This window comes from Gordonia sp. L191 (assembly GCF_030077625.1).
Taxonomy (GTDB): domain Bacteria; phylum Actinomycetota; class Actinomycetes; order Mycobacteriales; family Mycobacteriaceae; genus Gordonia; species Gordonia polyisoprenivorans_A.
In genome coordinates this window covers 2293607-2312797 of sequence record NZ_CP125996.1, presented here as the reverse complement: position 1 = coordinate 2312797, position 19191 = coordinate 2293607, and the positions used below count along the sequence as shown (strand labels likewise).

At 62.6% G+C, this 19191-nt stretch carries 21 protein-coding genes; 13 read left to right on the top strand and 8 right to left on the bottom strand.

Annotated features, from left to right (window positions below; genetic code table 11):
* Nucleotides 1-134: 134 nt before the first annotated feature.
* The 3 genes from QNM97_RS10475 to QNM97_RS10465 all read right to left on the bottom strand — a co-directional run bounded on the left by QNM97_RS10475 (nt 135) and on the right by QNM97_RS10465 (nt 3137).
* Nucleotides 135-752 (bottom strand): GyrI-like domain-containing protein, encoded by a 618-nt coding sequence (locus QNM97_RS10475; RefSeq protein WP_283822665.1) that lies wholly within the window; start codon nt 750-752, stop codon nt 135-137.
* A 393-nt stretch (nt 753-1145) separates the two neighbouring features.
* Entirely contained in the window at nt 1146-2546 is a 1401-nt protein-coding gene (locus QNM97_RS10470) for a VWA domain-containing protein (RefSeq protein WP_283822664.1), read from the bottom strand.
* Nucleotides 2547-3137, bottom strand: coding sequence for a magnesium chelatase ATPase subunit I (locus QNM97_RS10465; RefSeq protein ID WP_283822663.1), 591 nt, complete (start codon nt 3135-3137; stop codon nt 2547-2549).
* Between the two features lie 216 nt (nt 3138-3353).
* On the opposite strand from QNM97_RS10465, the gene QNM97_RS10460 reads away from it, so the two are divergent.
* Nucleotides 3354-4241 (top strand): fructose bisphosphate aldolase, encoded by an 888-nt coding sequence (locus QNM97_RS10460; RefSeq protein ID WP_283822662.1) that lies wholly within the window; start codon nt 3354-3356, stop codon nt 4239-4241.
* 78 nt (nt 4242-4319) lie between these two features.
* Here the strand turns inward: QNM97_RS10460 and QNM97_RS10455 are convergent, their stop codons facing one another.
* A complete protein-coding gene (locus QNM97_RS10455) occupies nt 4320-5150 on the bottom strand; it encodes a class I SAM-dependent methyltransferase (protein ID WP_283822661.1) in 831 nt (276 codons plus the stop codon).
* 72 nt (nt 5151-5222) lie between these two features.
* Nucleotides 5223-5804 (bottom strand): hypothetical protein, encoded by a 582-nt coding sequence (locus QNM97_RS10450; RefSeq protein ID WP_283822660.1) that lies wholly within the window; start codon nt 5802-5804, stop codon nt 5223-5225.
* Nucleotides 5805-6506: 702 nt separating this feature from the next.
* On the opposite strand from QNM97_RS10450, the gene QNM97_RS10445 reads away from it, so the two are divergent.
* The 6 genes from QNM97_RS10445 (at nt 6507) to QNM97_RS10420 (ending at nt 13200) form a co-directional block, all read left to right on the top strand.
* Nucleotides 6507-6851 carry a hypothetical protein gene (locus QNM97_RS10445; RefSeq protein ID WP_283822659.1) on the top strand — a complete coding sequence of 115 codons (345 nt, stop codon included), beginning with the start codon at nt 6507-6509 and terminating at the stop codon, nt 6849-6851.
* 55 nt (nt 6852-6906) lie between these two features.
* Entirely contained in the window at nt 6907-7584 is a 678-nt protein-coding gene (locus QNM97_RS10440) for an MspA family porin (RefSeq protein WP_283822658.1), read from the top strand.
* Nucleotides 7585-7624: 40 nt separating this feature from the next.
* Complete coding sequence (locus QNM97_RS10435; RefSeq protein ID WP_283822657.1) at nt 7625-7990, top strand: hypothetical protein; 366 nt, start codon at nt 7625-7627, stop codon at nt 7988-7990.
* A 47-nt stretch (nt 7991-8037) separates the two neighbouring features.
* Entirely contained in the window at nt 8038-10518 is a 2481-nt protein-coding gene (locus QNM97_RS10430; protein WP_283822656.1) for a hypothetical protein, read from the top strand.
* A 231-nt stretch (nt 10519-10749) separates the two neighbouring features.
* Nucleotides 10750-11289, top strand: coding sequence for a hypothetical protein (locus QNM97_RS10425; protein WP_283822655.1), 540 nt, complete (start codon nt 10750-10752; stop codon nt 11287-11289).
* 1293 nt (nt 11290-12582) lie between these two features.
* The gene (locus QNM97_RS10420) at nt 12583-13200 is read left to right on the top strand and encodes an MspA family porin (RefSeq protein WP_283823161.1); all 618 of its coding nucleotides are present in this window, start codon (nt 12583-12585) and stop codon (nt 13198-13200) included.
* A gap of 101 nt (nt 13201-13301) precedes the next feature.
* On the opposite strand, the gene QNM97_RS10415 is transcribed toward QNM97_RS10420, so the two are convergent.
* Nucleotides 13302-13499: a hypothetical protein gene (locus QNM97_RS10415; RefSeq protein WP_283822654.1), complete on the bottom strand. Its 198-nt coding sequence runs from the start codon at nt 13497-13499 to the stop codon at nt 13302-13304.
* A gap of 379 nt (nt 13500-13878) precedes the next feature.
* On the opposite strand from QNM97_RS10415, the gene QNM97_RS10410 reads away from it, so the two are divergent.
* The 5 genes from QNM97_RS10410 to QNM97_RS26645 all read left to right on the top strand — a co-directional run bounded on the left by QNM97_RS10410 (nt 13879) and on the right by QNM97_RS26645 (nt 16713).
* Nucleotides 13879-14265: a hypothetical protein gene (locus QNM97_RS10410; protein WP_283822653.1), complete on the top strand. Its 387-nt coding sequence runs from the start codon at nt 13879-13881 to the stop codon at nt 14263-14265.
* Between the two features lie 60 nt (nt 14266-14325).
* The gene (locus QNM97_RS10405; protein WP_283822036.1) at nt 14326-14619 is read left to right on the top strand and encodes a transposase; all 294 of its coding nucleotides are present in this window, start codon (nt 14326-14328) and stop codon (nt 14617-14619) included.
* Nucleotides 14616-15494 (top strand): IS3 family transposase, encoded by an 879-nt coding sequence (locus QNM97_RS10400; protein WP_283822035.1) that lies wholly within the window; start codon nt 14616-14618, stop codon nt 15492-15494. The genes QNM97_RS10405 and QNM97_RS10400 overlap by 4 nt, the downstream gene beginning before the upstream one ends.
* A 488-nt stretch (nt 15495-15982) precedes the next feature.
* Nucleotides 15983-16186 carry a hypothetical protein gene (locus QNM97_RS10395; RefSeq protein ID WP_283822652.1) on the top strand — a complete coding sequence of 68 codons (204 nt, stop codon included), beginning with the start codon at nt 15983-15985 and terminating at the stop codon, nt 16184-16186.
* A complete protein-coding gene (locus QNM97_RS26645) occupies nt 16183-16713 on the top strand; it encodes an Rv0361 family membrane protein (protein ID WP_502875023.1) in 531 nt (176 codons plus the stop codon). Before QNM97_RS10395 ends, QNM97_RS26645 begins: the two co-directional genes overlap by 4 nt.
* Nucleotides 16714-17864: 1151 nt before the next feature.
* Here QNM97_RS26645 and QNM97_RS10390 read toward each other — a convergent pair.
* A complete protein-coding gene (locus QNM97_RS10390; protein WP_283822651.1) occupies nt 17865-18125 on the bottom strand; it encodes a hypothetical protein in 261 nt (86 codons plus the stop codon).
* Between the two features lie 194 nt (nt 18126-18319).
* Between QNM97_RS10390 and QNM97_RS10385 the strand changes: the two genes are divergently transcribed.
* Entirely contained in the window at nt 18320-18643 is a 324-nt protein-coding gene (locus tag QNM97_RS10385) for a hypothetical protein (RefSeq protein WP_283822650.1), read from the top strand.
* 90 nt (nt 18644-18733) lie between these two features.
* On the opposite strand, the gene QNM97_RS10380 is transcribed toward QNM97_RS10385, so the two are convergent.
* Entirely contained in the window at nt 18734-19111 is a 378-nt protein-coding gene (locus QNM97_RS10380) for a histone-like nucleoid-structuring protein Lsr2 (protein ID WP_283822649.1), read from the bottom strand.
* Nucleotides 19112-19191: the final 80 nt, after the last annotated feature.

Here is a 19191-nt window from a genome sequence, read left to right as displayed (position 1 = left end):
TTCAGAGGTAAATAGTTGCGCAGCAGTCCATTACGCGACTCAGAGCACCACTGCAGGGGAGTAGCCGAGAGTTTCCCAGGCGCGACACCTCGGATCGTCAGTAGGCCGAGCGCGCCGGGGCAGAAGGCTCCTCTTCACACTCGTTCCACGGGCTGCCTGAGGATGGTGCGCAGCTTCGCGGGCTCGACCTTGCGGAAATCGTTGAAGTAGATCTCGTGGTGTTTTCCCGTTGGCTTCAGCCCCGCAGTCGGGATGAAGGTGTGATGCATCTCGGCCAGCGTGTCGGCCTCGTCGTCGTAGGAGCCGATGTGAAGCCGTTGAACGGAGAGTCCCTCGTGGAGCGTCTCCAATCGCACCCTGTCGAGGCTCGCGGGCGGGTTCTTGTTGGCGGCCTTGACGATCGCAGCGTCGAACATCTCGGAGGTGATCCAGTCGGGGACCATGATCATGGCTGTCCAGTCCCATTGGGATTTGTCGCGCCTGTCGGTGAAGGTGTCCATGTCCTCGGCCGACCAGAGCGATTCGAGGGGCATGACGACGTAATCCTTGCCGAGCTCTTTCTTGCTCGCGAACTTGAGTTTGTAGGCGACGGAGTACAGTGCGGCAACGGCGTCGGTGTATTCCTGGCCGGTGTTGGGGTCGCCGTGGCCGTCGACCATGAGGTACTGCAGTGGTGGGACGTCCACGATCTCAAACGCCTTGGAGCTGGCACGGTAGGCGGCCAGCTCTTTCTTGAAGTCTGTCTTCGTCATTGTTGTGCTACCTGCATCCTTGGCCGCGGAATACCCAAGATCGTCGGCGGAATACCCGTCGCGCCTTCCTATTTGCTCCCTGGTCCGCACGCAACCAGCTCGCGCTGTTCAAGCCCGCATCCACCGGCTCGGTCGAGAACCACGAAATTCGAGAGTCTTTCGCCACGGTAGTCCAGGGCAGGTCCGTCCGGGCGCGCGACGGGGCTCGTTCCTGTACACCAGATCGTCCGACGTTCCCGCGGGAACCGATCTCAGGAGAGACAATCGATCCGGTCCGCACCTCACCGGTGGGTGCTTCCCGTCATCCGGGCCGCACCACCGCGCCGGCGCGGCGCAGCCATGCGAGGTCATCGGGTCGGATTCGCACGCCGGGATTGGCCGTCGGCACCACCACTACCTGCTCGCACCGGGCCACGAGGAGTCCGAGTGCGTTCTCCGCCTGTGCCACAGCACTTTCCGCACGGTCGGCAACCTCCTCTCGAGGCGGACGTTCGACCCGCCGTCAGACACCACCAGGACGCGGGCAGCGGACTCCGGTTCGTCGTCGATCACCCCGACGGCGAGCAGGAAGGCCGACGCCAATGGCGTGCCGCCACCGGACGGCAGCGCCGCGATGACCTCGTACGCGTCCCGGAGGTCGCGGGTGGGTTCGACCACGAGTTGCGCTGTAGCACCGCGGGCCACGATGACCGCCACTTTCGACCGGTTGGCGATGGATTGTTCGATCGCGCCGATCGCCCTGCCGGCCGCCACGCGTCCACCGACGCCGCTCATGGAGTCGGACCGGTCGACGATGACGATCGTCAGGCGACCTCCTCGACGCACGTGGATGCTGCTTCGCAACGCATCCCGATCGAGGCGGCCCCGTCGGCCGGCTGCGGTCAGCGTCGAATGCATGTCAAGACCGAGCGCCGCATCGTACTCGATGACACGTCTGACCCGACCTCGTCTCGTGCGCCCCATCGCACCTCGGCGTCCGGGGCGGCGCTGCTGCAGGTAGCGCCGCGCGACCGACATCGACGCCCATTCCGGCGTTGACGCGCAGGCTGCACCGAGGTCGACCAGCCGCGCCACCTCGGCCTCGTCGGCGCCGAGCTCTTCCACGGCGTCTCCCGCGGCAGGTGCGTCCACCCGAGCCGGATCGGCGGCCGACGGTACGAGGGTCGCGGCCTCGACCAATGGTCCGAGCCGCGGTTCGATGACGTTGCGGGCCAGCACCGTCGAGGGTGAACCGCCCGCCGCGGACACCGCGTCCAGGCAACGCACGGTGCCGATGTCGAGACGGTGATCGTCGATTCCGTTGGCGGCCAGCGTGCGCACCGCCCAGTCGAGGCGCGACACGCCGTCCTGCGCAGGCAATCGCCGGGATCGGGTGGTTGGAGTCACGCCCAGCCCGACGACGACCGGAACGCGGGAGAGGAGTACCGGTGGCACGCTCTCGACGTCCGGCGCCGACGCGAGAATCCGGTCGCAGTCCAGGAGTGCGGCGACCGCCGGGTCGATCAGGTCGGCGGCGGGAATGACGACACCGGCGGATGTCGCGGCCCGGTCGAGCACGGAGAGCATCGGTGAACCGGTGGCGGTTTCATCGGCGGTGACGTCGGCGTCGGTCATGGCGGCGGTGATCGTCATCGCGGAGTCGGGGCGAAGAAATGCCACCACCGCCTCCCGACGGCCCGCGTCGCCCACCAACAGCAGGCCGAAGCCGCCGTCGGTCTGCCAGGCCCTGCAGAGACGCAGTTGTTCGGAGTCGAGGAACGACTCCGGCGGGCGATGCCAGGGCAGCGTGGGCATCTACGCCGCGAAGTGCCCGACGACTGATACGACCGCGTTGCGTACCCGCGCGGTCGCCACCGTCGGGCGTTCGAAGGGCTCACGCGGAATCCGATGGCGCAGCACCGGGATTGCCGCATCGGCCAGGTCCGCCCGCGTCACGGTCGAGTGTCGACGCAACGCGGCCAGTGCGCGCGCGGCTCGGATCAGCATCACCTCACCGCGATGCCCCACAGCATCCACCTCGACGCACAGCCGGACGGCATCCGACAGGATCTGATCGTCGACCTCGACACCCTCGAGGTCGACGCGCGCGGCGGCAAGGCGTTGCGCCAGGTGATGCTGGCGAACCGAGAGGCGTTCCGCGAAAACGTCGGGATCGGAATCGTAGTCGAGACGCTGACGGACGATCTGGGTCCGCAAGCCGACATCGGTGATGGTCTGCACGTGCGTGGACAGACCGAACCGGTCCTCCAGCTGAGGACGCAACTGGCCCTCCTCGGGGTTGCCGGACCCGACGAGCACGAATCGCGCCGGATGCCGATGACTCAGCCCGTCCCGTTCGACGATGTTGATCCCGCTCGCCGCGACGTCGAGCAACAGGTCCACCACGAAGTCGTCGAGCAGGTTAACCTAGGGTCTCCGGCCGGGGCCGATTCGTCGCCGAGATGCCACAGAGCGCTGCACCGGTGACCCGCGCACAGCGCCACCAGCGGCCCTCCCTGATCGTGGACCTGATCTTTCTGGCTCATGATCTAACGATAACGGTTGTCATTTACCATTGGACGGGGACCGCGACTTTCCACCTTCGCCCGACAGGAGACAACCATGCCCGTTGCCGAACAGCTCGCCCGTTTCACCACTGGGGAGGGCTTCATCGCGGCGCTCGACCAGAGCGGTGGCAGCACACCAAAGGCCCTGCGTATGTACGGCATACCCGACGATCGCTACTCGACAGACGCGGAAATGTTCGATCTGATCAACGCCGCACGTGCCCGCATCGTCGTCAGTCCGGCCTTCGACAGCGCCCGCGTCCTGGGCGCCATCTTGTTCCAGGGGACGCTGGATCGACTGGTCGACGGCACGGAGTTCGCCCACTACCTCTGGTCCACCAAGGGCATCGTGCCTTTGCTCAAGATCGACAAGGGTCTTCAGGACCCCAAGCACGGCGTCCAGCTGATGAAAGACATCCCGGACCTCGCTCGCACACTTGACGATGCCCGGGCGCGTGGGGTTTTCGGAACAAAGGAGCGGTCGGTCATCCACGAAGCCGACGCCGAGGGGATCCGGCGAGTCGTGGCACAGCAGTTCGAGGTCGCCGCCGAGGTGCTCGCCGCCGATCTCGTCCCCATCCTCGAACCGGAGGTCAGCATCGATGCCCCGGACAAGCGCGACGCCGAGGTCATGCTGAAGGACGAGCTCGTGAAAGGCCTGGAGGGCATCGGCGATGCGCAGGTGGCGATCAAGGTGACGATCCCCACCGACGACGGCTTCTACTCCGATCTCATCTCGCATCCGAGGGTCGCTCGGGTTGTGGCGCTGTCGGGCGGGTACACACGGGATGACGCGTGCGCGAGACTGAAGCGAAACCCTGGCCTCATCGCAAGCTTCAGCCGGGCTCTGCTCGACGGGCTGACCGATCAGCAGGACGACGCCGAGTTCGATCGCGCTCTTGGCGATTCCATCGAGATCATCTACCGCGCCTCGATCGTGTAGGGGATCGGCAATCGGCTCCACTGCAGCTCCTGGGCGACCCGAGGAAGCGCTGGCGCTGGGGCCAGTCCGCAACAGCGATCATGGTGTCCGAGCGACAGCAATCAAGGTGTCGCAGTCGACTTCGGTGATCCCATCGCCTGCCAGTCGCCGCAGGAAACCTGCCCGGACGGCGGCGACGGTTTCGGCGTCCATCCCCGACAGAGCGCCCCGCAGTCCGCTACCCAAAACCATCGACCAGGAGAACTCGTCCGTGCGTGGGACTCGCAGTTCGAGTACTGACGCCGAACCATCCACCGCACCAAGCGATTCGAGCCATCCCACGATCTTCTCCTGGGTGTCGATCCGGGTGATGGGGTGCGGCGGTCCATCGGACGGGGCACGAGGGCCGGGAGGCGGTGGGTCACCTTTGACCCGCGCGACCTCGGCAAAGTAAGCATTGGTGAAGTCGCGCAGCGCGTCGTCGTGCCAGACCGCGACGGCGAGTCGGCCGCCCGGGCGCAGCAGGGTCAGGAGTTGCCGCACGGAGTCGTCCATATTCGGCAGAAAGAAGACACCGAAACCGCAAGTGAGGACGTCGTATTCGGGCGACAAACGGCCAGGGAGAGTAGTGACGTCGTCGACGCGGAAGTCGATGTTGCGCAAGCCCGCCGCGTCGGCGTTGGCCCGGGCGCGGTCGACCAGGTCGGTCGCGAAGTCGACCGCGGTGACGTGCCCGTCGGGCCCGACGGCCCGAGCGGCGGCCAGCGCGCTCGCCCCGGTGCCCGAGCAGATGTCGAGCACCTTGTCGCCCAGCGACATTCCCGCCCTTGCCACCAGGGCTTCCCCCGCCGGGCCCCAGACAAGGGGAGTCACCAGATCGAAATCCGCACTGGCCGAGTTGAAGATCTGCGCGATGGAGGGCCCTGTCATGACACCCAGCCTAACCGGGATGGCAACCGTTATCGATAGCGAGAGTATGGCGAATGCCCAAGGCTCCGAGTCCTACATCGCACGCTTGGCCTTCTCCAACGCGGCGAGCATACGCAGCACAGAATCCCGCTTTGCTGTCAGGTCAGATGCCTTGGCCTTACCGCTCAGACCGGTGTCTTCCAGCGCGACCTCGAGACGGCCCTCGATCTCGGCGAGCTGCGCCAAGAGGCCCTCGGCCCGACTCATGAGTTCAGTGGCGCCAGGCCGGGAAATGCCGGTCGAGTCGTCCCCGGAACCGACCTTCCGCGCTGTGCTGGTGGCCTTACCATTCGCTTTCACGGCGACGGGCGGGGACGTGGTGCCGCCGGCTCGCCGCACCACGGAAGGTTTACGCGTGTTCGGAGTCTCTGTCCGGCTCCGCCTCAGCTCTGCGGACGCCTCGCGGAAAGCGACCCGATGCTCCCGCTCTTCGTCGTCCTCGGACTCCAGGGACGCACCCAGGGGGCGCAGACCGTACACGCGGATGAAGTGGCGGGCCTCGGCAACAGTTTGTTCCGCGGCGCGGCACCGCCCGCACCGCGGTTCATGGCGATACACCGCAACATCTTCAAGGGACGAGCACCACACACATCGGGACACAGCGAGGTCGGTCATGAGAGCACCAGCAGCGAGAAGAGACACGACGAAATAGTATAGCTCACGGCCTCGGCCACCTGCGCCACGACAGCAGAACGCGAAAACTAGGCGAAAAATGGGGGAATTCGGCGTTAGATTTCAGGGCAATCGGCTAGTTCTAGAAACAGCAACTCTCGAAAGATTCGTTGAGAGCGCCATCGCGTTTATTCAAGATTTAGACCGGCGCCTTGTGATCAGGCCGTGACTGTCACCCGAGGATTGTGCCTGGTCAGAAGTCTCATCTGCCTGTCACTTGTCGCAGGTCTACTGTCACCCAACACCCGGGCCTCGGCTGACCCACGGTGCCGACTGTGACACCCGTGACGTTTCGTCGAAATATATTGCGCACCAATGTATTTCGCCGAAAACTAATATTACGCAAAGCTAAAGCACGGCGACTACGCGCCGTCGTTCCCAGTCGACTCGACGCAGCGTCGGATGACAACGTAACTGGGACTTGATGACACCTATTTGGGTGTTCGGCGCCCCCGTAGGTCGGACTCCGGGGCTCGTCGTCGCGGGGTGGGGTTGCGGTGAGGCGCGGGGTGGCTGCATCCCCATCTCTTGTGTTTAGCTCACCACATCTCGGGTTGCATGTAGCGCATGATGTGATAGTTTGCGTCGCATCAGATCGTCCCGGGGTTGCGGGTCGAGCGTCTATCTCAGAGGAGTGCTGTTGTGGTGAATGCGAAGCGTCGGTTGGTGGTTGTGGGTGCTGGTCTGCTGTTGTCGGCTGCGGGCGCGGTTGCGGTGGCCCCGGCGGCCTCGGCGTTCACTGTCAGCCCGGTACCCGGTGGTGGGGCGGTGGAGTTGAATTCCGGTGAGGCGCGGGTGGTTCATGACGCGCACATCGGCGGGGTGGTCGATGCGGCATTGCCGCAGTACGGGCGAAGCCAGTACGGACGCACGGTCGGCCAGGCCATCGAGTACCGGTCCGGGATCGCCGCGCAGAACAACCAGTCGCTCTACATCAGCTACCGCACCCTGCCGGGCGGCAACAGCATGATCTACACCGCCAACCGCTAGAGGGCACCCGGAACACGAACCGTAAGAGCCGAGAGTTGCAGGGGGAGTAGCGAAGATGATGATCAGGTCGACGGCACTGGCCAGGACAGCACGCCGGCGTACCGACCTGGCGCCCGGGGTGCTGGCTGTGCTCGCCGCAGTGATGGCGCTTTCGGCCAGCATGCTCGGGGCGGGATCGTCGCACGCGGCCACTTTTGCTGATCGACAGGTCTCCAAGGTCACCGATGACGGCTGGCGGGTGACCGCGATCAAATCGCAGGAACAGGTGCGCAGCGTTCCGCCGCTCAATCAATCCAGCTGGACGCGTGAGGGATTCCTGTCCTTGAAGGGCGAAGCGGTGATCGCCGGTACCGGTTCTGTGCCGATCCAGTCCGGGACCCTTGCGACCGGGTTTCAGATCGGCTGCAACACCGACGTCACCTCCGGAGCCACCATCGGAGTCTCCGGTGGCCCGTCAGCCAACCTCAACGTGTCCTACCCGCCGGCAGTCACGATCGGGGCGACGGTCACCCCGAACATCGCGACCACCCTGCGGCCGGGCACGATCGCCGACATCCCGTTCGGGTCCAAAAAGTTGCAGACCGGGAAAGCCGGCATCACCGCCGACGGCGTGCACGTCAAAGTCGACGGCTGCCTGGGACCGGTCGCGGTGCGCGCCTACGTCACCGTCGCCATCTCCACCGCACTCAACGACAACACCATCAACGTCTACGGACAACCGCACTACCTGTGACCACTCCTCTATCTGTGACCGGAAAGGACCGTGAGTTCTGATGACCGCTCCAACGATTTCTGCCACCGCGGGCGGGGCGCACCGCAGCGACGCTGACGCGGTGACCGCCGAACACTCCACGTCGTCGACGGCAACGACGAGCGCGCCGGTCAGCAGGGACCCTGACCTGTCGGAGGACACCCCCAGTGGTGGGGTGCCGGTGGTGAAGGTGGTGTTGTTCCTCGTCGGGTGTGTGTTGCTGGTGCTGGCGGCAGCGAACCTGTCGAATCTCGGTCAGTGGTCGGACCGGTGGGGAGTGATCCCGGTGTTCCTCGCGTTCTTCCTGGTGATGTCGATCGCCGGACGCTGGTTCTGGACCGGCGCGGACGCCATCCTGGGTGCCCTGATGTGGGGCAAAACCAGATGACCCGCAGCAGTATCCGGCAACACGCAGATCACTCGAAGGAAGAGTCGGTGACGTCGCACCCTCGTCGGGGGCGTCACCGGCTCCCGCGCCGCCGGATCGGCGCCGGACTGCTGGCCGCATCTGTCCTCGCGATCGGCGGTGGTGTCACCGTAGCCGCGTTCGGTAGTGAGCCGGCGCCCGCGCACGCGGATGCGTTGTGTGATCAGATGCGCGCCCAATACGGGTCGAACTGGCCGTGTATCTCGTTTCCTACCAACACCTTCCAACCCACCACAAACACCCCGGCACCCACGACCGGGGGCAATGGTGCGGGATCGGGTGGCCCGCAAGTCGGTTCCAACATCGGGCCCGGCCCAGGAGAAGGCAACGGCACACCGATCGTCACCGTCCCCGGACAGGCTGCCCCGCAACCTGCCGCGGGTGGCGACGGTAACGGCGGTGCCGGACCGGCCAACCCGAACACTGGCGGCGCCAGGCCGACAGCACCGCAACCGGCACCGTCGGGCGAGCCCACTGGGCAGATACCGGTAGCACCGTCCACCGCTGCCCCTGCGGCGACAACGGCACCGGGAGCGAGCATCACGAACGCACCAGCCGGTGACTCGCCCCACGCACTGGACACGGGCTCGAACTCCACACAGCCGGAGATCCCCCTGGCCGCGTGGGTCGTCGCCGGTGCGGCAGCTTTCGCCGCCGCGAACCCGCGGGTACGACGCGCAGCCCTGGGCACCCGATCCACGAGTGGTGGTTCGCGCGGCTGGTCGTTGCTGCCACGCGGCGGATCCGAACGCGCGACAATAGGTCCCTCGCAACTGGTGCTGATCAACGATCCGACCAGCCCACGCTCCTACGTCTTCGACGAGGACGTCCCGCCCGGTGGACGTATCGGGGTGAACCCAGACGGATCAGCCACCATCTACGACGCCAGTGGTAACCCCGTGCGTCAGATCGCGAGACCATGGGCCTACGACGCCCTCGGGCGACCACAGAAAACGTGGTACACCGTCGACGAGAACGGGAACCTCGTCCAACACGTCCAGCCCTCACCGGATGCGGTGTACCCGATCATCGCTGACCCGACTCACGAGCAGTCGGAAGCCCAGGCAGGTTTCGACGCGCTCACCGCCAACACCCAAGGCCCCGCGGTACAAGGACGTGACGACGCCCAGCAACGCCAAGCATTGCGGCAAGAAGGCTTGGATGTGACCTCGGGGACCTCCTCGAACGGAACCCCGGTCGCCAACGTCACTGATCCGGTTACCGGAGAAAGTGGGCAGGTCGCCACCGGTCAATCCCCGCAAACCCAGCAAGCGGTGGCGGCGTCGAACTCGCAGAGCCAGTGGGACCAGATGACCGCCAACACCCAAGGCCCCGAAGTCTCCGGTCGCGACGCCGCCCAGCAACGCCAAGCCCTCCGCGACCAAGGGTTGGCGGTCACCTCAGGCGTCACCGATGACGGCACCCCGGTCGCCAACGTCACCGACCCCGCCACCGGAGATACCGCACAGGTACCGACCGGGATGTCGCCAGCCACCCAGCAGGCGGTGTCGGACTCGCAAGGCCAAGACGCCGCCGACCGGCAGATCGTTGCCAGTCAGGGATCGGCCGATGCCACCACCAATCCAGTCGTCGCTGGCGCTCAGCAACGCATCAGTGCACGCGAGCAGGGCTATGCGGTCACGGCCACCGTCGATGATGACGGCAATCCGATCAACGTCTACACCGACCCCACCACCGGTGCTCAGTTCAGTGTGCGGGCCACCGGTAACGATCCAGCCCAGGCGTTCACCGATCAACTCACTGCCGCCACCAGCATGGGTCCCTACACCAGCCCCGAAGCGCAACAAACCGCACAAGGCGCGCAAACCCGTACCGGACTGCGCGAACAAGGACTCATCGTCAACACCGGCACCGACCCCGTCACCGGACAACCCGCCACCACCATCACCAACCCCCTCACCGGACAAACCCAATACACCGGCACCAACCCCGACGGCACCACCTACACCATCAACATCGCAGGGACCGAACAATCCGCCACCGGTGACGAGGGCGGCGCTTCGTCATTGTTCACCAATCCGGCCACCGGAGAACCACTGGATCTCAACGGCCCAGCAGTCACCGCAGCCATTGGCGCCGCCCAGCAACGGGGCAACGATCTTGCGGACGCATTCCGGCAGCCGGGGCGGTCGCATTCCATTAACACAGCGGGACTCGGCGGCGACGATATCGCGCGTATCGGGGCCGCTGGTAAGGTGCTTGGCCGAGGTTCCTTCGTACTGGGAACCGCGCTCACCGTCGCTGATGAGTGGGGCAAATACTCCCGCGGCGAGGAAGACGGCGGTGACGCAGCAGCCGGTGCAGTAGGCGCGGTTGTCGGGGGTACGCTGGGCGGCGCGGCGGCCGGAGCGGCGATCGGAACCTTCGCTGGCCCCATCGGCACAGCTGTTGGTGCAGGTATCGGTGCTGCGGTCGGAAGTCAGGCCGGCGCGGACGCTGCCCGGTGGATCAAGGGACTGTTTGACTAACAGTAAGAGGAGAACCTAGTGCATCGGATGATTCGACACCGGCAACGAAATAGGAAAAAGCCCACGTCACATCGGTCATCCGTGCAGCCGCTGTACACGTTCTCAGAATTCTTTCGGCCATCCACTAATGTTTGGGTACTTCAGCTGTACTCAGCCCCTACCGTTGCCGCCGTTATGGCTGGTCTCATTATCGGTAGTTCTCTTCACTAGGTCATTGTCACAGGAGTTCGTATGAGCCTTATAGCCGTAGAGCAGGTGATTCGCGGGTCGCGAAGTGTAGCTAGGCTTCGCGCTCCGTCCGAGACGGCCAAGGTTGCCGTTCCTACAGAGTGGCGTGAAGCGGGCTCCTCTGAGGCGCATTCTGTGATGGCGAGTACGATATTTCTTCACCCCGCGCCGAAGGGTGAGTTTGTTCCGAATATAGTTATCCAGTACTTTGACTTCGATTCGCATGAAACCCTGAGCTTGTCGTCAATTGCGACCGACAAAGATATTGCGTCACTGTATCGCAGCGTTGTCTTTGGCCACCATGTATCTGACGACGGCCTACTCAGCGTCGATGAAGGGGCATTCAATCACGAAGGCCTCACACTGGCAGTCCGCAGGGTCCATCATACGTATCCCCTGCAAAGCGCGAGCAGATCGGGGTTGACTGTAATCACTTCAACAGCCCCGATAAAGGAATGGAAGGCGCTTGAACCAGATATCAGCACGATCGAATTGAATGTGCTGTCCCGCAAAGGACGCTGGGGTAGTGTCACCACTCCGTAGAGCCCTCACTGGATGGATAGGCTGGCTAATCGTCTACCCGGCCCTTGGTTTCGTTGGCGGCCTATTGATCGGAGTGCTGTTTCTCTGATAGTGCAGATCTAGCGCCACCACGGTGTTTGGTGTTGCCTACTTACCGACGCTCGAACGATTGTTTCCACAAAAGGACGGCGTCTGATTCGCCCTTTTCCAAAGGAAGCCTCGGCTTCAGTACGAAGAGTTTTCTGCACTGGACTACCCATCCTTCACGTTGCGGTGGAGGGTTGTCACTCATCCAGTTCAGCACTTCCCACACGTCTGCGGCGTCCTCAACAGACCACGTTCGCTCGAAGCCTGCGAGGGCAATCCCGGCAGCTAACCCGCCGGGCGGTTCGTACTCGTCGGGGCGTTCGTACCAGGCCATCAGAAAATAGCGAGGGTTCTCCGCCTCAGAGAAGAGTTGCCGAACATCCGCGCCGCAGACTTTCATATGGCTCAACTCCTGCTGCTGCCAGCAAACGCGGCGCGCGGGGGATCGATTCATAACTCGCGATAGCAGAACCAACCAGCAGCGTCACTCCGGGGACGGCATAGGTCGAGTCTGGCTGAATCCGTCGTCGACCACGATTAGCACTTGCCATGCATCGACATTAGCTGGACCTGGACAGCCCGCGGCGACGCACACTGACGGGACGTACCGCCAGAAGCTCCGGCCTGCGCACCGTGTGAGACCGGCAACGTTTCGTCACTGGTGACGAAACGGATTGCGCGCCAATCTATTTGGCCGATAACCAATATTACGCAAAGCTAGATCGCGACTGCGGGCCGTGGGTTCCCCGTCGGCTCGGCGCGTCGCCCAGATCGCCTGAGCATCTCACAATCACTGGGACCAACACAATCACGGGGACCAACCGGTTCGTCAGCGTATAGATAATCGCAGGTCAGGCACTCCCACGTAACTGTCACATCGTGCTGCTGAGACTGGCCGCAAGCCCGCGGCCCGGCCTCGACGTGGGTCGGATGACGGCGACTTCCCTTGATGTTTGCCGGGTGGTGCCCGCCCGGCTGGGTGTCCCCGTTTCTGGGGAATCTTGGCGCGACGTGTCACCAACCACCGGTGTTCAGGTTGTCACGTGTCTGGTTCTCTGTTTTAATCCTTGCGGTAGTGAAGTCGGGGATCACGTTCACCAATACGTGGAGTGGCTCTCGTGCTCGTCGACACACAGTGACTTGGGGGTCATCATGGGTGGTCAAGGTTTGTTGGTTCGCCGTCGGTCGCGTCACCGCTTGTCGCGCAGCCTGTTTCAGGGCGCCGCGGTGTGCGCAGTGGTATCAGCACTGTGCGTTGGTGGTGGTGGTGCAGCGCACGCGACACCGACGCCGTTGGCCTCGACCTACGATCACACCACCACTGATGACGGCTGGAACCTCGAGTTGCGGGCCAACCAGTTGGTGGTGAACCCGATGAGCAACATCGCCAACGCCGCCACCAGCCGGGAAGGCTGGATCTCGGCGCGGGTCGGTGCGAAGATCTCCGGCACCGGGAACCAACCCGTGACTTCTGGTGTCCTCGAACAATTCCTGGTCGTCGGCTGCCAAGTCGACGTCTCCGACGGCGCCACCCTGGGACTCGGGTTCTCCGCCGGCCCCAACGTCGGCGTCACCATCAGCGGAGTTCCCAGCGCGAATATTGGTGCCTCAGCATCGGTGTCGCCGTCGATCTCGGCGAAGATCGCGCCCGGCAAAATCACCGAAATCTCGTTGGGGAAAAAGACACTCACCACCGACCACGCGTCCATCCGCATCAAACGCGCCCACGTCTCCGTCGACGGCTGCCTCGGACCCACCACCGTCCGGGTGATCGCCCGCTTCTCGGTATCCACCCCCACCGCCGACGACACACTCAACGTGTACAGCGCCCGCACCTGGCTGTGATCCACCCTGCGGCGAGGAAAGAATTCAAATGATCCCACCCTCTGCCTGGCCAGAAATGCGTGACCGACACACCGTCAAGCTACTCACCATGATCGCTCTTATCACATCAACCGCGGGCCGAGCGCCCGCATGTTCGAATCGACGCCCCAGACAAGGCCATCCGATGTCTGCCAGGATCCGACCACGCAAACGCCAACGACCACCACCCCACCGTCGGTGACCGCGCCGTCGATACCGACGACCACCACATCCGGCAGTAGTGGCGGGCCGAACATGAGCGCCCACGGGGCCACCGACATTCCTGCACCAGGCGACAGCCCCATCGTTCCCATTCCAGGGAAGACGCCTTCTCCGTCAACACCTATCGGAGGAGTCCCGTCAATACCTACTAATCAGGCAGCGCAGTCACCCTCCAATACCCCCGTGCCATCAATCGGCCCCGAAACCGCTCCACAATCCCCTCAGAACCTTTTCCCGGACCCCTCGATCCAGTATCCATATAACGAGGCAGCAGCATCAGCTATCCCCGTTGGGTTCTGGGGGAACTTGTGGCAGGGCACTGTGTGTGTTGCTTCCATTGCTTCACTTATCGTCCCGTTCCTCAAGGTGGCTCGGATACCGAAAATTCTAGAACAAATTGCCAGACTGAAGCCAGGTTGGGCACATCGGATCGCCGACATGATCGAGAAGATCGAGAAGAATCCCAACCCTCGGAGTATCTGGAATATCTTGAAATCAGAGCCGGATATTCTCAGTATCGTTGCCGGGATACTCGGAATCAGCGGAGTCGTGACCGCTTGCTCTAACTTCGTCGACGGAATCCTCGGCGGCGGCGGCGATAATGGTGGAGGCGGCGACGGCGGTAGCAGCGGAGACAGCGGTGGCAACGGCGGCTCGGGCACCGCACCTCGTGGACTCAACAACGGCGACAACGGTGCCACATCGACCCAGGCGCCCGCACCGCAGCCAACCCAGGAACCAACACAGCAGCCAACCCCGGAATACACACCCACACCCACACCCACACCAACGCCAAAACCGAACCACTCGTGCGAGCTGACCTGACCGGCGTGTCCCGGACGGTGGTCCCTACCACTACGGTGGGGATGACTGAAGGAGTTGGCTGTGGCACGGGATCGTGGGCGTTTCACGGATGAGTTTCGTGATTCGGTAGCGCGTGAAGTTGTGGAGATGTCACACACGATTGTGGATGTGGCGAAAAAGAATGGGGTATCTGAGAATTCGGTGTCTCGTTGGGTGAAGGCATATCGGAGACGGTACCCGGAGATTACCGGGGAGCCGGTAGAGATATCGGAACGCCAGCGTCTTCGTGAATTAGAAAAAGAAGTTCGCGAATTGCGGGAAGAAAACGAGATTCTGGGAAAAGCGACGGCCTTCTTCGCGAAGAAGCATCGGTGAAGTTCCAGTTCATCGCGCGCGAAGAAGGCAATCACAGTGTGGCGGCATTGTGCCGTTGTTTGCGGGTATCGACCTCGGGATATTACGAATGGAAGAAGCGGGGTGTCAGTGCGCGGGCGGCGGCGCGGATCGTAGTGACAGACCGGATCCGCACGGTGTTCGATGACTCGGACTCCACCTACGGGTACCGCCGTATCCATGCCCAGTTGATGCGTGAGGGCGTGATGGTCGATGACGATACGGTGCGCCAGATCATGGTCGATGAGGGCCTGGTGACCTGTCAACCACGCAGGAAGGGCCCACGCACGACGATCCCGGTCGAGTGTGCCGGCCTGCCGGATCTACTGCGGCGTGACTTCACCGCCGATCGCCCAGGTCACAAGCTCGTCGGCGACATCACCTACATCGCGACGTGGCAGGGCTGGGTGTATTTGGCGACGGTGCTCGACTGTTTCTCGAAGAAGGTTGTTGGTTATTCGATGTCGTCTCGAATGACAGCAGATTTGGTGTGTGACGCATTGAAAAATGCATCGAAAAATGTTGACTTTATTCCCGACGTGACCATATTTCATTCCGACCGCGGAAGTCAATATATGTCTGGTCACTTCATGGATACGTGTCGGGGCCTGAGAGTGCTGCGGTCGGTTGGACGCACGGGTGTGTGTTGGGACAATGCGTGGGCCGAGTCGTTCAACGGGTCGCTGAAGAATGAACTCGTCAATCGTAACGCCTATCCCACCAGAAGACACGCCATCAATGATGTGACATCATGGATTGAATTGCGATACAATCGGATTCGGCTTCATTCCGCGTTGGGTTATCAAACTCCTGACGAAGTTGAAGCTGCGTGGCTCGAACATAACCGGGCTGCGTGATCACATAGTGGAGATCCCACCGTCCACGACTCGCCGGGCACGTCAAGCCGTACCCGAATTGCGCACTATGAGGTGGCAACAATTAGGTTGCTCCCTTGCTGTCGGAGCGGTGTGCCTAGCGTCGGTGACTGCGTGTGGCGCATCCGATAGTCCGTCCGCGTCTTCCGACGGCTCCGATCAGTTACTGGGGAGCGCAGTGCAGAGCATGTACACGAATATTCTCGAAGGTCGATATGCCCAGGCGTGGAAGATCCGTTCAGAAAGGTGCAGAGCAGGATCAGATGTCAACGCATACTCGGCGGAGATGCGGTCGTTGATGAATGGCTACCAAACGTCGGACCCCGTTGTCGAATACACTGTGACAATGCGATCACCGGGAAAAGCGATGGTTCGGGTCTCATTCCCCCAAGATCTGGGCGTTCCTGAATTTGTATCCTCAGGCAATCGGCTATGGGTGTTTGAAGCCAACGAATGGAGGTTCGGCAACTGTGACTGAGCGGCCGAAGGACCAAAGTGGCAATCCGCGACTGACGTTTTCAGAGATCGCCTATCTGGTGTTGTTCATTGTTCTTCTTATCTCCGCGATCGGTGACGCCATCACCAACCATGTGGGGATTTTCAATATCTTGGTGTTCATATTGGCTCCCGTGGGTATCGCCATCATTGTGATCAGGAAGGTCGGCAAGCGATGACCACGAAAGAATCGACAGGAAACAAGGCCGGTGACCAAGTCAGGAAGAGACGTATAGGTCTGAATCTGCCTGGACGAGTGGCAGTCATTTCGATATCAGCTCTCGTGCTGGTGGCAATAGTCGTCGCGGTACTCGTTACTCGACATGGCACCCCGGCCGCGCCCAGCAGTTCTACCATCGAAGGTTCCGTACAGAATGTAGTCGCCAAATACAATTCGGGGGATTGGACAGGACTGAAAGCCCTCACTTGCGGAGATGCGGCGGCTAGACTACTGACCGGAAGTCATGGTGGACTACTGACAAACTCGGCGGGAAACGAGGTTAAAGTTGAGAGATTATCTGACTTTCACTTCACCACCGACGATGGCAATACAGGATACACGTTCTCAAGGACAACGCTGGGCGTGAACGGAGACCCTCGCGGAAATTCGGACGACGAGGTGTCCTTCTTCGCCCTGATCAAAGATCACGACGTGTGGAAAGTATGCACTGCACAACTAGTCAGTGTCTACGGGGCCCCGTCATAGGAAAGCCCATTGCCGGGCTTCTTTTCGGACTCGTGTTCTTGCTTTTCCTTGTTGCGGTCCGCACCCTACGATCGGTTATGCCATCTGCAACCGGCAGCACCAGTTTCTCTACACCGAAGCCTCCGGGCGTGTGGTCACCAAGACGGTCACTCCGTCCAACTGCGTAAACCCCGCTGCTGGATCGATAACCGGCGACTACGCGATGCTGCCTGACACTCCTCTCAACTTGAAGGACGGCTCGAGCTTGTGCACACGGGCGAGGAATTCTGCTACCGGCGGAGAGTGGACCCCCTGGGCCTGTGAGACGGTACACGCATGAAACAACGCCCGATCACTAACGTTGTCTTGCTGATCATCCAGTGCCTTGCTGGACTAACAGTCATCATCAGTGCTTTTCGTCTTGCATTCCAGCTCATCCGTTTCGGTGGCGTGATCTGGCCAGACTTGGCGATCTTCCTGGTTGCTCTCGCTCTGAGCGTATTGTGCGCTTACCTACGAAAGCGCGTATCGAGAAACCCTGGCGGCCATTCCTTACGCGCCCAACAGTAGCGATCGTTAGGTCGTGTCCACCATCCGGGGTCGAGGCCCGACCGATGGAACGCCTGGAGCGCAGGCCGCGGACTAAGCGGAGACCCGCACCGGATCAGCAGTCGCCAACGCCCGCCACCGATTCCGCAACCGCCCACAGAACCACTGACATACAGACAAGAGTCGAGTCGCCCTCCTCATCGCCGGCCTGGACTGGCTCACATCGCCGTGCGTGACACCCGCGGCGTTTCGTCACTGGTGACGAAACATATTGCGCGCCAATATAAACTGGTACCGAGACGTGTTGAACTAGGACGAGTTGCAGGAGGCAGTCCTGATCGACAAGGTCTATCCCAAGCCCCAATCGGCCCCAGCTGTGCCACAACTATTACGACGATTCAGGTACGATCCCGCGGCGCCGAACTGCTGTTCCGAGTGCTGACCGACCGCGAGGAAAGAGCGCCCTTCGCGATCGCCCGGTCTGCATCCCGCGTTCTTGCTGCCGGCTGGTGTTGTCGTCATCTCTTCGAGCGACAGCTAACACTACACGACCTCACCGTGGGGGAAGCCGCGCGAGAATCTCTCATCTGTTCGCATAAACCGATGCTGATCTGCAGATTGAGCTACTCGACCACTGTGGCCAGGAGGTCGCCGCCGGTCGCAGCCGCGTCGGTACAAACCACCACGATGCCCGGCATGTCGCCGGCCGCGGAATCCACCGACACCCCCAGCGCGGCGCCGGCGACGGTCACCGAAACCACCACCGAGACCACCACGGAAACCGTGACCTCGACACCGGCGGCGAGCACCGTCACCGAAACGGTGACAGCAACCCCACCCGCCACCACCACCCCCGTCGTTCCCTGATCTGACCGACGGCTCATTCCTCGGACCTCGAGGTGAGCACGCGATGACAGGGACACCCACCAGCTCCACCACCACACCCGGCCGCCAGTAGGCGGACCGGGCGGTTGGTGCTGCGTGCACACACCCCTGTTGTCAGTGGGTCGCTTCGTGATCCGTGGTTCCCCGCTCCCCGCACCCGGCGGGCAGCACCCACAACGAAGGACACCCCGACATGACCATGACAATCTCTACCCGCCGCCGGACCGCCCGTCGGCTGAGTACCCTCGGTGCCGGGGCGGTGATCGCCGCGGCGATCGCCGCCACCGCTGCCGCACCGGCCCACGCCGACATCCAGGTCGTGCAGAAACACCGCACCTGGTCGGACAACTCGGTGTACTACGAATACGGGCCATTCGCCAGCAGTACCGACTGCGTCTCGTTCATCAACGCTAACGCCACCCTGCGCGCCGAATGGCGTGCCGGACAAGCAGTCTGCGTCGGCGACACCCTCCCGGCGACCGTGTGGCATCTGCAGGCACCCAGCAACATCCTGTAGTCATATCGGGTGCTGCGAACGCCATCGTGCCCCTATGGGTAATCCCTACCCATAGGGGCACGATGTGTTCAGAGCTCCGTCGAACGAGGCTCAGTGAGCCTCGTGGTACGCCTCAAGCACGGCGCCGGGGATACGGCCGCGGGGCGCGATGTCGTAGCCGTTGCCGGCCGCCCATTCGCGGACCGCGGCACCGTCAGTGCTGCGGTCGCGAGACCGTGAGGGACGTTGGGAGCCACCCGTGGTCGCCTTCGGTGCGGTCGACTGGCGGCGACCACCCACCCTCGTCGACGCTGTGAGCAGCCGAGCGAGTGGAACCTTGCCGTTTTCAATCTTGTCGAGGTTCTCACTCGACACATCGAGCCGGTAGTCGACACCGAGCCACGACCAATCCACGGTGTGGGTGTCCTCGACATCCAGCTCAGTGCCATCGAGATCATCAACGAACGAGACAACTTCTTTACGCGCCATAGAATGCAGGGTAGAGCATTCTCAAATGTCTTTCGCAAATGCTCGCGCGGTGCGGGGGCAATCGCGCGACGAATCCCTGA